The sequence below is a fragment of the Paraclostridium dentum genome, assembly GCF_048568265.1.
In the GTDB taxonomy this organism is placed as follows: Bacteria; Bacillota; Clostridia; order Peptostreptococcales; family Peptostreptococcaceae; genus Paraclostridium; species Paraclostridium dentum.
Genome location: NZ_CP183813.1, coordinates 2,947,249 through 2,959,973 on the forward strand (window position 1 = coordinate 2,947,249; position 12,725 = coordinate 2,959,973).

Sequence of the window (12,725 nt, forward strand, 5' to 3'; positions counted from 1 at the left end):
TTGAACTGTATATATTTAAACCTCATTTTACATCCAACATTCTCTCATGTATAAATTTATTGGAAATACATCCCCATCTAAGTTTGTTGGAAGTTGAGGTATTAAGCTTTCTAAACAAGTAACATACTTTATTGGTATATTAGTTATATTTGAAACTTCTTTAACTAGTTCTTGTCCTTTTAGGATGTCTTCTATAGTAGTTTCTCTAACTAAATGTGTATTATTTATAAGTCCTGTTACTTTTAATTTTGATGAATTTTCTATAGCTCGAATATGATTTATCACATCACTCGTAGTTTGAGTTTGCTCTCTATTTGCATTAACCACGCAAAACATATCATAATCGTCTTTTTCTACAAGATGACTAAATCTACCTAAGACTCTAGCCCCTACATCATCTCCGCCTACATCAATTACATAATCATACGATTTATCTGTTAAAGGCGCTGTAACTTGAGCTGATACAGCTGGTAAATCTAATGAAGTTGCTTGTATTGAACTATCTATAGGCATTATATTTTTAGATTGTAAAAAATCTCTTTTTTCTCTAGTCCTAAAGTAAACGTTTACAATATCAAGATCTGATATCGCAACTTTAGCATCAGTAAGGTCTCTAAGCTTTGTTACATAATTCATAGAAAACTCACTTTTGCCACTACCATAATGACCTATAATGATTCTAATCCTCTTGTCATTTTTTATCATATAATCACCTTTTATAATGTATTAGCAGTAGCTAATTCTTTTCCATAAACTTTGGCTTCTTCTTCTTTATTTAGAACTCTAAGACCACCTTGAGCTAATGCTATCATTTCATCTTCCCCTGGGTAAACCTTTACCTCAGCTATAAATTTAACTTTATCAATTATCATGTTCGTAAACATATTTGAGTAAGCTATTCCTCCAGTTAATAAAACTGCATCTACATCTCCATTTAATACTGATGCACAAGCTCCTATCTCTTTAGCAACTTGGTATGCCATTGCTTCATAAACTAATTTAGCTTTATCATTTCCTTCAGCAATCATAGATTCTACTTCTCTACCATCATTAGTATTTAAGTATGCTACTAAACCTCCATTGCCTTTTATTCTTTTCTTTATATCATCAAGTGAATATTCTCCACTAAAACACATTTTTACTAAGTCTCCTACTGGAAGACCCCCACTTCTTTCTGGAGAAAAAGGACCTTCTCCATCTAAAGCATTTGCAACATCTATAACTGAACCTTTTTTATGAGCTCCAACTGAAATTCCTCCACCCATATGAGCAACTATAAAATTGCAATCTTCATACTTCTTATCTAAATCTTTAGCAGCTCTTCTTGCAGTAGCTTTTTGATTTAGCGCGTGGAATATACTTTTTCTTGATATTTCTGGTATACCTGATATTCTAGCTACATCATGTAACTCGTCCACTACAACTGGATCTACTATATATGAAGGCACTCCTACACTATCACCTATTTCTTTAGCTATTAGGCCTCCTAAGTTAGATGCATGTTCTCCTAATACTCCTACTTTTAAATCTTCCATCATATCTTCATCTACACTGTATGTCCCACCTGTTATAGGTTTTAAAAGTCCACCTCTACCTACTACAGCATTTAAGTCTGATACTTTTATCCCACCTTCTAATAAGGCATCTTCTATAACCTTTTTTCTGAATTCAAATTGATCTGATATTTTTTCATATTGTCCAATTTCTTCTGATGAATGTCTTAATGTCTTTTCAAATAATAAATTTTCATTTTCAAAAACTGCTATCTTAGTTGATGTTGATCCTGGATTTATCGTTAGTATTTTAAATAAATTTTCCATATTAAGCCCCCTGTATATTCATCTATTTAACTTTTGCAGCCATTAAAACTCCTAATGCTATAGAGTTTAGCTTAGTCTCTTCACTATCAGCTCTTGAAGTTAATATTATTGGTGCCTTAGCCCCTACTATAACTCCTGCATTCTTTGTTTCAGAGAAGAATACTAATGATTTATATAGTATATTTCCAGCTTCTATATCTGGAGCTAGCAATATATCTGCTTTTCCTGCTATCGGATGACTCATTCCTTTATGTTTTGCAGCTTCTTCTGAAACAGCGTTGTCTAAAGCAAACGGTCCCCCTACTATACATCCTTTTATATCTCCATTTGCACACATTTCTTCTAAATCCTTTGCATCTACAGTATCTTGCATCTTAGGATTTACTTTCTCTTTAGCACAAATAGCCGCTACTTTTGGATTTTCTATATCTAGTGCGTGCGCAACTACGCAAGCGTTTTCTATGATTTGTTTTTTACCTTGAAGATCTGGTGATAAGTTCATAGCAGCATCTGTTATAAAGAAAAGTCTATCATATCCTTTAACATCAAAAACAGCAACATGACTTAATATATTTCCTGTTCTTAATCCGACTTCTTTATTTAAAACTGCCTTTAATATTATTGATGTGTCCACTAACCCCTTCATTACCATATCTGCTTTACCTTCAGATACTAAACTAACCGCTTTTAAAGATGCTTGAGCTAAGTCTTTTTCATCTATTAACTCATATCCATCTAAATCTATATTTAATTCCTTCGCTATCTCTTTTGTTTTTTCTATATCTCCAACTAATATTGCATTAGCTATTCCCTCTTTTTTCGCCATATCAACAGCAATTAAAACTTCTTTATCTTGAGAGCAAGCAACTGATATGATTTTAGGCCCTCTTTCTTTTGCGTATTTTATTACATCATTAAAGCTTCTCAAAACGTCACCCCATTTTATTTAAGATATCTATGAAATTGTTTTCCTTCACATTTTTATCATATATCTAAAATAAAAAAGATGCAACAAAAATTATTTATTTAACTTACTAATTTTTGTTACATCCTCTTATTTTTCGCTATATTTCTACTATTTTAGGTTCTATTTGCACATCTTTAAAATCATATTTACTTTTATATTTTATAGGGTATTTACCTTCACCTTGAGATGTATCCGCCATATCTATATATAATTGTATATCTTTTTGGCTTAAATCCTTTATCTCATCAGAATAACTAACTGTTATTTTTATGTTTTCTGGAATTTTACTTAAATCGACCTCTTTTCCAGTTTCACTTTCTTTTGAAACAATTTCTATATCAGATTTTGAAATTAGAAACTCGCTTGTTATATTTTTATTTATGTTCAACTTGATACTTGAGATGTTATTTTTAATTTTTACATCTTTAGGTATATCCAACGCTACATCTATACTATTATTGTTTTTCAAATCATTAGCAGTTATAGGTTTTGTGTTTATACCATTGATATTGTCTAGTGCTTCTTTCTTTCCTTCTATAGTTATATCCTTTGGATTTATAGAATAGTTTTCTAAATTAGATTGATTAGATACACTATCATCAAATACTAACTTAACTGGAACTACCTTTTCTTGTAGAAATTTTACTGTTGCTACAACAAAATTATCATCTAATTTAACACCTTTAACTGCATCTCCATTAGCATCTACTGGAACTAATTTTAACTTAGTTGAAAAGTCTTTATATTTATCAGATGCATCCAAAGTAGCTTTGATACTAGTAACCTTATTAACAAGAGTTCTAGGTCCGCTTACATCCACAGTCTTCTTATTTGTCTCTATATTATCAATATTAATTTTTGGTTCTCCTTCAACATCTACAGATATACTTCTTTTCTCCTTCACTACTTTTTCTAAGTCTAATGTTATTACATTTGGCTTTATGTCATACTTATTTACACGCTCAGGTAAATTAGCTTGTAAATACACTACATTTTTTCCTTCTTTAGGATCATCTAACCTTCCATAAATGTATATGTTATCTCTATTTATAGGTCTTAAACTTGATAAGTTAGCTCTTATAGATATATCTGCAAGCAATTCCTCTTTTGGATATATTGTTAATCCTCTTTCCTCTAGTACACTCATGTTCGTAATTGTTACAGGTATATCACTAAATGTCCTAGTTTCTACTGGATCTTCTACTGTCATAACATATAACCATAGCACTAATGCACTTAGCAATGATATTAACTTTATTTTAGTATTATTTTTTAATCTATTTTTCATCTAAATATACCACCTTTTAAAAAGCCTTTTTCTTGATCTTGATCACTAGATTTTAAATTGCTTCGTAATATATTAGTTAATCTTTCTTTAGTCATATTTCTATATAATTTTCCTGACTTAGCTATTGATACTGCTCCTGTTTCTTCTGATACTATAAGTGATAAACAATCCGAAATTTCACTTACACCTATGGCTGCTCTATGTCTTGTCCCTAAATCTTTACTTAAATCCTTACTTTCAGTAAGTGGTAAGAAGCATGCTGCAGCCTTAACTTTTCCATCTCTAATAACAACCGCCCCGTCATGAAGAGGTGTATTAGGTATAAATATATTTATTAATAACTGTCTAGATATCTCAGCATCAATTATAGTTCCAGTATTTATAACTTCCCCTATTCTAGTATCTCTTTCCATTATTATAAGGGCACCTATTTTTTGTCTTGATAATGAGTATAGACACTCAACTATTTCTTCTATATCTTTTTTAAGTTCATCCTCTGATATAGTATAATTATTTTTACCTAAAAAAGTAAATTTAGTTCTTCCTATATATTCAAGTCCAGATCTAAGCTCTGGTTGGAATATTATAAGAACTGCAATCAAACCTACTGTTAAAGTATTTTCTAACATCCAGTATAATGTATGTAAATTAAATATTTCACTGACTTTAGTCGCTACTAAAAGAAATAACATTCCTTTCAAAACTTGCTCTGCCCTAGTATCCTTTATAAAAGTATATACTTTATAAAATATATAGGTAACGATTGCTATATCTACTATGTCTGGTATATTTACATTACTTGCTAAACTAACAAAACCTTGCCAAAAAGAATCTATATTAAACACAGTATTTTCCTCCTGTTTATAATACTTAAATTGCTTACAATATGTATTATACTATATTAATCAAGCTATATTCAATTTATATATAAAATACTTTTTTAATATAAAAAAAAAGAGCTTCACAAATGTGAAACTCCTTTTACGATTGGTGAGCGCACAGGGATTCGAACCCCGGACACACGCCTTAGAAGGGCGTTGCTCTATCCAGCTGAGCTATGCACCCACGTTATAGTGGAGCGGGAAACGAGATTCGAACTCGCGACTTCAACCTTGGCAAGGTTGCGCTCTACCACTGAACTATTCCCGCTTATTAAGTTGGCGACCTGGAAGGGACTCGAACCCTCGACCTCCAGCGTGACAGGCTGGCATTCTAACCAGCTGAACTACCAGGCCGCATATATATGGTGGGATTAACAGGGCTCGAACCTGTGACCCCCTGCTTGTAAGGCAGGTGCTCTCCCAGCTGAGCTATAATCCCACGACTGGTGACCCATAGGGGAATCGAACCCCTGTTACCGCCGTGAAAGGGCGGTGTCTTGACCGCTTGACCAATGGGCCTTGTTTAAAACCTAGCTACGTCCTACTCTCCCAGGCAGCTTCCCACCAAGTACCATCGGCGCTAAAGAGCTTAACTTCTGTGTTCGGAATGGGAACAGGTGTATCCTCTTTGCTATAGTAACTAGATTAGAGTTAGTACTCTAAAAACTGAATAACATTTGTAAGATTAAATAATCTTGGTCAAGTCCTCGATCTATTAGTATCGGTAAGCTACATACATTGCTGCACTTACACCTCCGACCTATCAACCAGGTAGTCTTCCTGGGATCTTACCCTTACGGTGGGAAATCTTATCTTGAAGTTGGCTTCGCGCTTAGATGCTTTCAGCGCTTATCCATTCCGTACATAGCTACCCAGCCATGCCCTTGGCAGAACAACTGGTACACCAGAGGTACGTCCATCCCGGTCCTCTCGTACTAAGGACAGGTCTCCTCAAATTTCCTACGCCTGCGACGGATAGGGACCGAACTGTCTCACGACGTTCTGAACCCAGCTCGCGTACCACTTTAATGGGCGAACAGCCCAACCCTTGGGACCTACTACAGCCCCAGGATGTGATGAGCCGACATCGAGGTGCCAAACCTCCCCGTCGATGTGGACTCTTGGGGGAGATAAGCCTGTTATCCCCAGGGTAGCTTTTATCCGTTGAGCGATGGCCCTTCCATGCGGAACCACCGGATCACTAAGTCCGACTTTCGTCCTTGCTCGACCTGTATGTCTTGCAATCAAGCTCTCTTCTGCCTTTACACTCTACGCACGATTTCCGACCGTGCTGAGAGAACCTTTGAGCGCCTCCGTTACTCTTTGGGAGGCGACCGCCCCAGTCAAACTGCCCACCTGACAGTGTCCCAATACCTGATTCAAGGTATCTGGTTAGAATCTCAGTACTACAAGGGTGGTATCCCAAGGATGGCTCCACCGAGACTGGCGTCCCGATTTCATAGCCTCCCACCTATCCTGTACATGTAGCACCAAAATTCAATGTCAAGCTACAGTAAAGCTCCATGGGGTCTTTCCGTCCTGTCGCAGGTACCCGGCATCTTCACCGGGATTACAATTTCACCGAGTCTGTTGTTGAGACAGTGCCCAAATCGTTACGCCTTTCGTGCGGGTCGGAACTTACCCGACAAGGAATTTCGCTACCTTAGGACCGTTATAGTTACGGCCGCCGTTTACTGGGGCTTAAGTTCACTGCTTCGGATAAATCCTAACAGATCCCCTTAACCTTCCAGCACCGGGCAGGCGTCAGCTCCTATACATCGTCTTGCGACTTAGCAGAAACCTGTGTTTTTGGTAAACAGTCGCTTGGGCCTATTCTCTGCGGCCACCTCGGGCGTTAACCCTAACGTGGCACCCCTTCTCCCTAAGTTACGGGGTCATTTTGCCGAGTTCCTTAACAACAGTTCTCTCGCTGGCCTTAGGATACTCTCCTCACCCACCTGTGTCGGTTTGCGGTACGGGCACCTTTAATCTCGATAGAAACTTTTCTCGACAGTGTGAAATCAGCTACTTCGCTACTTAATTTCGCTCCCCATCGTACCCCAGCATTATCATGGCGGATTTGCCTGCCTTGACTGCCTCAGTACTTAGCCACACATAACCAACAGTGTGGTTAGCTTATCCTACTGTGTCATTCCATCTCTCAAACGATTATCGGTGGTACAGGAATCTCAACCTGTTGTCCATCACCTACGCCTTTCGGCCTCGGCTTAGGTCCCGACTAACCCAGGGCGGACGAACCTTCCCCTGGAAACCTTGGGTTTACGGCCCGTGGGATTCTCACCCACGTCTCGCTACTCATGCCAACATTCTCACTCCTATACTGTCCACACGTCCTTACGGTCATGCTTCAGCCTGCATAGGAAGCTCCCCTACCTATCATAAATGATATCGTAGCTTCGGTAGTAAGTTTTAGCCCCGGTAATCTTCGGCGCAGGATCACTCGACCAGTGAGCTATTACGCACTCTTTAAATGAGTGGCTGCTTCTAAGCCAACATCCTGGTTGTCTATGCAATCCCACATCCTTTACCACTTAACTTACATTTAGGGACCTTAGCTGACGATCTGGGCTGTTGCCCTCTCGACTATGAATCTTATTACCCACAGTCTGACTCCCAAGTATAAAATAACGGCATTCGGAGTTTGATAATCTTCGGTAAGCGCAATGCCCCCTAGGATATTCAGTGCTCTACCTCCGTATTTCTCAACCTTGAGGCTAGCCCTAAAGCTATTTCGGGGAGAACCAGCTATCTCCGAGCTCGATTGGAATTTCACCGCTATCCACAAGTCATCCCCGAGCTTTTCAACGCTCGTGGGTTCGGACCTCCACGAAATTTTACTTTCGCTTCATCCTGCTCATGGATAGGTCGCTCGGTTTCGGGTCTACGACAGCAAACTTAACGCCCATTTAAGACTCGCTTTCACTACGGCTCCATACCTTAAGTACTTAACCTAGCTTACTATCGTAACTCGTTGGCCCGTTCTACAAAAAGTACGCGGTCACACATATAAAGTGCTTCCACAGCTTGTAAGCGCAGGGTTTCAGGTTCTATTTCACTCCCCTCCCGGGGTTCTTTTCACCTTTCCCTCACGGTACTATGCGCTATCGGTCACTAAGTAGTATTTAGCCTTGGAGGATGGTCCCTCCTGCTTCCCACAGGGTTTCACGTGTCCCGTGGTACTCTGGATCACATCTAAAGTCTTCTCGTTTCAACTACGTGGCTATTACACTTTATAGCGGAGCTTTCCAACTCTCTTCGTTTACGATACCTCTTTGTTGATGATGTGTCCGCAACCCCAGCGAAGAAAACTTCACTGGTTTGGGCTATTCCGCGTTCGCTCGCCGCTACTTACGGAATCGAATTTCTTTCTTTTCCTCCGGGTACTTAGATGTTTCAGTTCCCCGGGTTCCCCTCACTAAGCTATGTATTCACTTAATGATACTTAGACATTACTCTAAGTGAGTTTCCTCATTCGGAAATCTTCGGATCAAAGTTTACGTGCAACTCCCCGAAGCTTATCGCAGCTTATCGCGTCCTTCATCGGCTCTTAGTGCCAAGGCATCCGCCCTGCGCCCTTAATAACTTGACCAGTTATTAAAAGTGTTATTTTTTAAAGAGTTTTCTTCTCTTATAATTGGTTTATTTAATCATCACTAAATGTTATGCAGTTTTCAAAGTACTAAAATACATCGCCAACGTCTATTCGCTAATATAGCTCATATCCCGTTGCTAAAAGTTCAATATGGTGGAGATGAGGAGGATCGAACTCCTGACCCCTTGCGTGCAAGGCAAGTGCTCTCCCAGCTGAGCTACACCCCCATATTCGCTTTTTCGACAAAAATATATTACCATTTTAATATAATTTCGTCAATATTTTTTGAAATTTTTCCAAAAAAAAATTGAAAAACTCTCAAAATTAAACAGTAGGTAATTACTCCTTAGAAAGGAGGTGATCCAGCCGCACCTTCCGATACGGCTACCTTGTTACGACTTCACCCCAGTCATTGGTTTCACCTTCGACGGCCGCTTCCTAAAAGGTTAGCTAACCGGCTTCGGGCGCCCCCAACTTCCATGGTGTGACGGGCGGTGTGTACAAGACCCGGGAACGCATTCACCGCAGCATTCTGATCTGCGATTACTAGTAACTCCAGCTTCATGTAGGCGAGTTTCAGCCTACAATCCGAACTGAGAATGGCTTTAAGGGATTAGCTCCACCTCGCGGCTTGGCAACCCTCTGTACCACCCATTGTAGCACGTGTGTAGCCCTAAGCATAAGGGGCATGATGATTTGACGTCATCCCCACCTTCCTCCGAGTTATCCTCGGCAGTCCCTCTAGAGTGCCCAACTTAATGCTGGCAACTAAAGGCAAGGGTTGCGCTCGTTGCGGGACTTAACCCAACATCTCACGACACGAGCTGACGACAACCATGCACCACCTGTCACCACTGTCCCCGAAGGGAAATCTCCGATTAGGGAGAGGTCAGTGGGATGTCAAGCTTAGGTAAGGTTCTTCGCGTTGCTTCGAATTAAACCACATGCTCCGCTACTTGTGCGGGTCCCCGTCAATTCCTTTGAGTTTCACTCTTGCGAGCGTACTTCCCAGGCGGAGTACTTAATGCGTTAGCTGCGGCACCGAGGGGGGTAACCCCCGACACCTAGTACTCATCGTTTACGGCGTGGACTACCAGGGTATCTAATCCTGTTTGCTCCCCACGCTTTCGTGCCTCAGTGTCAGTTACAGTCCAGAGAGCCGCCTTCGCTACTGGTATTCCTCCTAATATCTACGCATTTCACCGCTACACTAGGAATTCTACTCTCCTCTCCTGCACTCAAGTTCTCTAGTTTCAAAAGCTTACTACGGTTGAGCCGTAGCCTTTCACTTCTGACTTAAAAAACCACCTACGCACCCTTTACGCCCAGTAATTCCGGATAACGCTAGCCCCCTACGTATTACCGCGGCTGCTGGCACGTAGTTAGCCGGGGCTTCCTCCTCAAGTACCGTCATTATCTTCCTTGAGGACAGAGCTTTACGACCCGAAGGCCTTCATCGCTCACGCGGCGTTGCTGCATCAGGCTTTCGCCCATTGTGCAATATTCCCCACTGCTGCCTCCCGTAGGAGTCTGGACCGTGTCTCAGTTCCAGTGTGGCCGATCACCCTCTCAGGTCGGCTACTGATCGTTGCCTTGGTAAGCCATTACCTTACCAACTAGCTAATCAGACGCGGGTCCATCCTGTACCGCCGGAGCTTTGATACAAAAGCCATGCGACTTTCATATATTATCCCGTATTAGTATACCTTTCGGTATGTTATCCGTGTGTACAGGGCAGGTTACCCACGCGTTACTCACCCGTCCGCCGCTCTCTCCGAAGAGATCGCTCGACTTGCATGTGTTAGGCACGCCGCCAGCGTTCATCCTGAGCCAGGATCAAACTCTCAAATATAATTTAAAAAGTTGTCCATCGCTCAGCTAATCATTATCTGAATATCTGGCTTGGTTGTTTGTGTTTAATTCTTTTAAAAAGAATTTATATAATTAACCTACTGTTTAATTTTCAAAGTTCTTAAATATGTTTAAGTATATTTCTTAGATGGTAGCGGTAACAGGAGTCGAACCTGTGACCTTTCGGGTATGAACCGAACGCTCTAGCCAACTAAGCTATACCGCCACAGTTATATAAATGGTGCCCAGAGGCGGAATCGAACCACCGACACGGGGATTTTCAGTCCCCTGCTCTACCGACTGAGCTATCTGGGCATTTCTGGTGGGCCTAGCTGGACTCGAACCAGCGACCTCACGCTTATCAGGCGTGCGCTCTAACCACCTGAGCTATAGGCCCCCAATTGGTCGAGGTGGAGGGACTCGAACCCCCGGCCCCATGGTCCCAAACCACGTGCGCTACCAAACTGCGCTACACCTCGATATAATCTTATTTATATAATTGTTTTAGTGGCAGGGGTGGAGGGACTCGAACCCCCGGCGCACGGTTTTGGAGACCGACGCTCTACCAACTGAGCTACACCCCTATGCATTTTTTGGTGGACCTTCAGGGACTCGAACCCCGGACCTACCGGTTATGAGCCGGGCGCTCTAACCAACTGAGCTAAAGGTCCACTTTATTGGTCGAGGTGGAGGGACTCGAACCCCCGGCCCCATGGTCCCAAACCACGTGCGCTACCAAACTGCGCTACACCTCGACAATCACTGGCGGAGAAGGAGGGATTCGAACCCTCGCACCGGTTAACCCAGCCTAATCCCTTAGCAGGGGATCCTCTTGAGCCACTTGAGTACTTCTCCATATTAATTTGGCGGAGAGGGTGGGATTCGAACCCACGGCCCCTTTCGGAGTCACTGGTTTTCAAGACCAGCTCCTTAAACCACTCGGACACCTCTCCATTGGTGATCCATCCGCGACTCGAACGCGGGACACCCTGATTAAAAGTCAGGTGCTCTACCGACTGAGCTAATGGATCATTTTATTTACTTGGCAGGGGATGCAGGACTCGAACCTACGCATGTAGCAGTCAAAGTGCTATGCCTTACCGACTTGGCGAATCCCCTATGAATGTGGTGAGCGCACAGGGATTCGAACCCCGGACACACGCCTTAGAAGGGCGTTGCTCTATCCAGCTGAGCTATGCACCCACATTATATGTTATTCTGGAGCGGGTGAAGGGGATCGAACCCTCACAGCCGGCTTGGAAGGCCGGAACTCTACCATTGAGCTACACCCGCATATTTAATTGGTGGAGGATGGTGGATTCGAACCACCGAAATCGTCGATAACAGATTTACAGTCTGCCCCCTTTGGCCGCTCGGGAAATCCTCCACGTTGGAGCTAGTGATAGGAATCGAACCTACAACCTGCTGATTACAAGTCAGCTGCTCTACCGTTGAGCCACACTAGCATATTGGCGGGAATAACAGGACTCGAACCTGTGACCCATTGATTAACAGTCAATTGCTCTACCAACTGAGCCATATTCCCGCGTATTTAATTATTTTGGCGACCTGGAAGGGACTCGAACCCTCGACCTCCAGCGTGACAGGCTGGCATTCTAACCAGCTGAACTACCAGGCCGCAATTGGTGGGACTAACAGGGCTCGAACCTGTGACCCCCTGCTTGTAAGGCAGGTGCTCTCCCAGCTGAGCTATAGTCCCATGTGTTTATTCTGGAGCGGGTGAAGGGGATCGAACCCTCACAGCCGGCTTGGAAGGCCGGAACTCTACCATTGAGCTACACCCGCATATTTAATTGGTGACCCATAGGGGAATCGAACCCCTGTTACCGCCGTGAAAGGGCGGTGTCTTGACCGCTTGACCAATGGGCCTTATATAATTTTAATGGTTGCGGAGGCAAGACTCGAACTTGCGACCTTCGGGTTATGAGCCCGACGAGCTGCCAACTGCTCCACCCCGCGATGTTTTATTAAAATGGTGCCGAAGACCGGAATCGAACCGGTACGAGAGGTAAGTCCCGCAGGATTTTAAGTCCTGTGCGTCTGCCAGTTCCGCCACTTCGGCACATCACCTAGCTACGTCCTACTCTCCCAGGCAGCTTCCCACCAAGTACCATCGGCGCTAAAGAGCTTAACTTCTGTGTTCGGAATGGGAACAGGTGTATCCTCTTTGCTATAATAACTAGATTATGTTGTTCTGTTTTGAACAAGTATTATATTAACATTTTAATTAAAAAATGTCAATATATTTTTTTAAAGATATTTAAGTAAAGTAATATCCTAGAGT

At 42.1% G+C, this 12,725-nt stretch carries 5 protein-coding genes, 28 tRNA genes and 4 rRNA genes; all 37 read right to left on the reverse strand.

All coding sequences use genetic code 11. The features are described 5' to 3' along the window. Window positions 1–27: 27 nt before the first annotated feature. Window positions 28–705, reverse strand: coding sequence for a hypothetical protein (locus tag ACN6I1_RS13700; RefSeq protein WP_021428245.1), 678 nt, complete (start codon window positions 703–705; stop codon window positions 28–30). Window positions 706–716: 11 nt separating this feature from the next. Beyond that, window positions 717–1,820 carry a butyrate kinase gene (gene buk / locus ACN6I1_RS13705; RefSeq protein ID WP_053832744.1) on the reverse strand — a complete coding sequence of 368 codons (1,104 nt, stop codon included), beginning with the start codon at window positions 1,818–1,820 and terminating at the stop codon, window positions 717–719. 22 nt (window positions 1,821–1,842) lie between these two features. Then, the gene (gene ptb / locus ACN6I1_RS13710) at window positions 1,843–2,748 is read right to left on the reverse strand and encodes a phosphate butyryltransferase (protein ID WP_021428341.1); all 906 of its coding nucleotides are present in this window, start codon (window positions 2,746–2,748) and stop codon (window positions 1,843–1,845) included. A gap of 136 nt (window positions 2,749–2,884) precedes the next feature. After that, the gene (locus ACN6I1_RS13715; protein WP_419742229.1) at window positions 2,885–4,075 is read right to left on the reverse strand and encodes a YbbR-like domain-containing protein; all 1,191 of its coding nucleotides are present in this window, start codon (window positions 4,073–4,075) and stop codon (window positions 2,885–2,887) included. Further along, window positions 4,072–4,920, reverse strand: coding sequence for a diadenylate cyclase CdaA (gene cdaA / locus ACN6I1_RS13720; RefSeq protein WP_021431548.1), 849 nt, complete (start codon window positions 4,918–4,920; stop codon window positions 4,072–4,074). The genes ACN6I1_RS13715 and cdaA overlap by 4 nt, the downstream gene beginning before the upstream one ends. A 143-nt stretch (window positions 4,921–5,063) precedes the next feature. Further along, a tRNA-Arg gene (locus tag ACN6I1_RS13725) sits at window positions 5,064–5,140 on the reverse strand. A gap of 9 nt (window positions 5,141–5,149) precedes the next feature. Continuing rightward, a tRNA-Gly gene (locus ACN6I1_RS13730) sits at window positions 5,150–5,224 on the reverse strand. 9 nt (window positions 5,225–5,233) lie between these two features. After that, window positions 5,234–5,310: transfer RNA gene (locus ACN6I1_RS13735), tRNA-Asp, on the reverse strand. Window positions 5,311–5,319: 9 nt separating this feature from the next. After that, window positions 5,320–5,395 (reverse strand) — tRNA-Val (locus tag ACN6I1_RS13740). Between the two features lie 5 nt (window positions 5,396–5,400). Further along, window positions 5,401–5,475: transfer RNA gene (locus ACN6I1_RS13745), tRNA-Glu, on the reverse strand. Window positions 5,476–5,484: 9 nt separating this feature from the next. Beyond that, a 5S ribosomal RNA gene (gene rrf, locus ACN6I1_RS13750) occupies window positions 5,485–5,601 on the reverse strand. 50 nt (window positions 5,602–5,651) lie between these two features. After that, window positions 5,652–8,566 (reverse strand): 23S ribosomal RNA (locus tag ACN6I1_RS13755). A gap of 154 nt (window positions 8,567–8,720) precedes the next feature. Beyond that, window positions 8,721–8,796, reverse strand: a tRNA-Ala gene (locus ACN6I1_RS13760). A 123-nt stretch (window positions 8,797–8,919) separates the two neighbouring features. Next, a 16S ribosomal RNA gene (locus tag ACN6I1_RS13765) occupies window positions 8,920–10,421 on the reverse strand. Together the 16S, 23S and 5S rRNA genes with 28 tRNA genes alongside form the textbook arrangement of a ribosomal RNA operon. A gap of 148 nt (window positions 10,422–10,569) precedes the next feature. Beyond that, a tRNA-Met gene (locus ACN6I1_RS13770) sits at window positions 10,570–10,646 on the reverse strand. 13 nt (window positions 10,647–10,659) lie between these two features. Then, window positions 10,660–10,735 (reverse strand) — tRNA-Phe (locus tag ACN6I1_RS13775). A 5-nt stretch (window positions 10,736–10,740) separates the two neighbouring features. After that, a tRNA-Ile gene (locus tag ACN6I1_RS13780) sits at window positions 10,741–10,817 on the reverse strand. A 5-nt stretch (window positions 10,818–10,822) separates the two neighbouring features. Then, window positions 10,823–10,899 (reverse strand) — tRNA-Pro (locus ACN6I1_RS13785). Between the two features lie 29 nt (window positions 10,900–10,928). Then, window positions 10,929–11,004: transfer RNA gene (locus ACN6I1_RS13790), tRNA-Trp, on the reverse strand. 10 nt (window positions 11,005–11,014) lie between these two features. Beyond that, a tRNA-Ile gene (locus ACN6I1_RS13795) sits at window positions 11,015–11,091 on the reverse strand. A gap of 7 nt (window positions 11,092–11,098) precedes the next feature. After that, window positions 11,099–11,175, reverse strand: a tRNA-Pro gene (locus ACN6I1_RS13800). Between the two features lie 8 nt (window positions 11,176–11,183). Beyond that, window positions 11,184–11,275 (reverse strand) — tRNA-Ser (locus tag ACN6I1_RS13805). A gap of 9 nt (window positions 11,276–11,284) precedes the next feature. Continuing rightward, a tRNA-Ser gene (locus ACN6I1_RS13810) sits at window positions 11,285–11,373 on the reverse strand. A 2-nt stretch (window positions 11,374–11,375) separates the two neighbouring features. Then, window positions 11,376–11,451 (reverse strand) — tRNA-Lys (locus ACN6I1_RS13815). A gap of 12 nt (window positions 11,452–11,463) precedes the next feature. Continuing rightward, window positions 11,464–11,539: transfer RNA gene (locus tag ACN6I1_RS13820), tRNA-Gln, on the reverse strand. A gap of 7 nt (window positions 11,540–11,546) precedes the next feature. After that, a tRNA-Arg gene (locus tag ACN6I1_RS13825) sits at window positions 11,547–11,623 on the reverse strand. A gap of 16 nt (window positions 11,624–11,639) precedes the next feature. Beyond that, window positions 11,640–11,713, reverse strand: a tRNA-Gly gene (locus ACN6I1_RS13830). A 9-nt stretch (window positions 11,714–11,722) separates the two neighbouring features. Continuing rightward, window positions 11,723–11,807, reverse strand: a tRNA-Tyr gene (locus tag ACN6I1_RS13835). A gap of 4 nt (window positions 11,808–11,811) precedes the next feature. Next, window positions 11,812–11,886: transfer RNA gene (locus tag ACN6I1_RS13840), tRNA-Thr, on the reverse strand. Between the two features lie 4 nt (window positions 11,887–11,890). Continuing rightward, a tRNA-Asn gene (locus ACN6I1_RS13845) sits at window positions 11,891–11,966 on the reverse strand. Between the two features lie 16 nt (window positions 11,967–11,982). Then, window positions 11,983–12,059, reverse strand: a tRNA-Asp gene (locus ACN6I1_RS13850). A 5-nt stretch (window positions 12,060–12,064) separates the two neighbouring features. Further along, a tRNA-Val gene (locus ACN6I1_RS13855) sits at window positions 12,065–12,140 on the reverse strand. A gap of 12 nt (window positions 12,141–12,152) precedes the next feature. After that, a tRNA-Gly gene (locus ACN6I1_RS13860) sits at window positions 12,153–12,226 on the reverse strand. A gap of 9 nt (window positions 12,227–12,235) precedes the next feature. Next, window positions 12,236–12,310, reverse strand: a tRNA-Glu gene (locus ACN6I1_RS13865). A gap of 14 nt (window positions 12,311–12,324) precedes the next feature. Next, window positions 12,325–12,400, reverse strand: a tRNA-Met gene (locus ACN6I1_RS13870). Window positions 12,401–12,414: 14 nt separating this feature from the next. Continuing rightward, window positions 12,415–12,503 (reverse strand) — tRNA-Leu (locus tag ACN6I1_RS13875). Between the two features lie 5 nt (window positions 12,504–12,508). Then, a 5S ribosomal RNA gene (gene rrf / locus ACN6I1_RS13880) occupies window positions 12,509–12,625 on the reverse strand. Window positions 12,626–12,725: the final 100 nt, after the last annotated feature.

Bases quoted from the DNA above. Each gene is read 5' to 3' on its own strand.
- ACN6I1_RS13715 (WP_419742229.1), bottom strand. From the start codon at position 4,075: ATGAAAAATAGATTAAAAAATAATACTAAAATAAAGTTAATATCATTG.
- buk (WP_053832744.1), bottom strand. From the start codon at position 1,820: ATGGAAAATTTATTTAAAATACTAACGATAAATCCAGGATCAACATCA.
- ACN6I1_RS13700 (WP_021428245.1), bottom strand. From the start codon at position 705: ATGATAAAAAATGACAAGAGGATTAGAATCATTATAGGTCATTATGGT.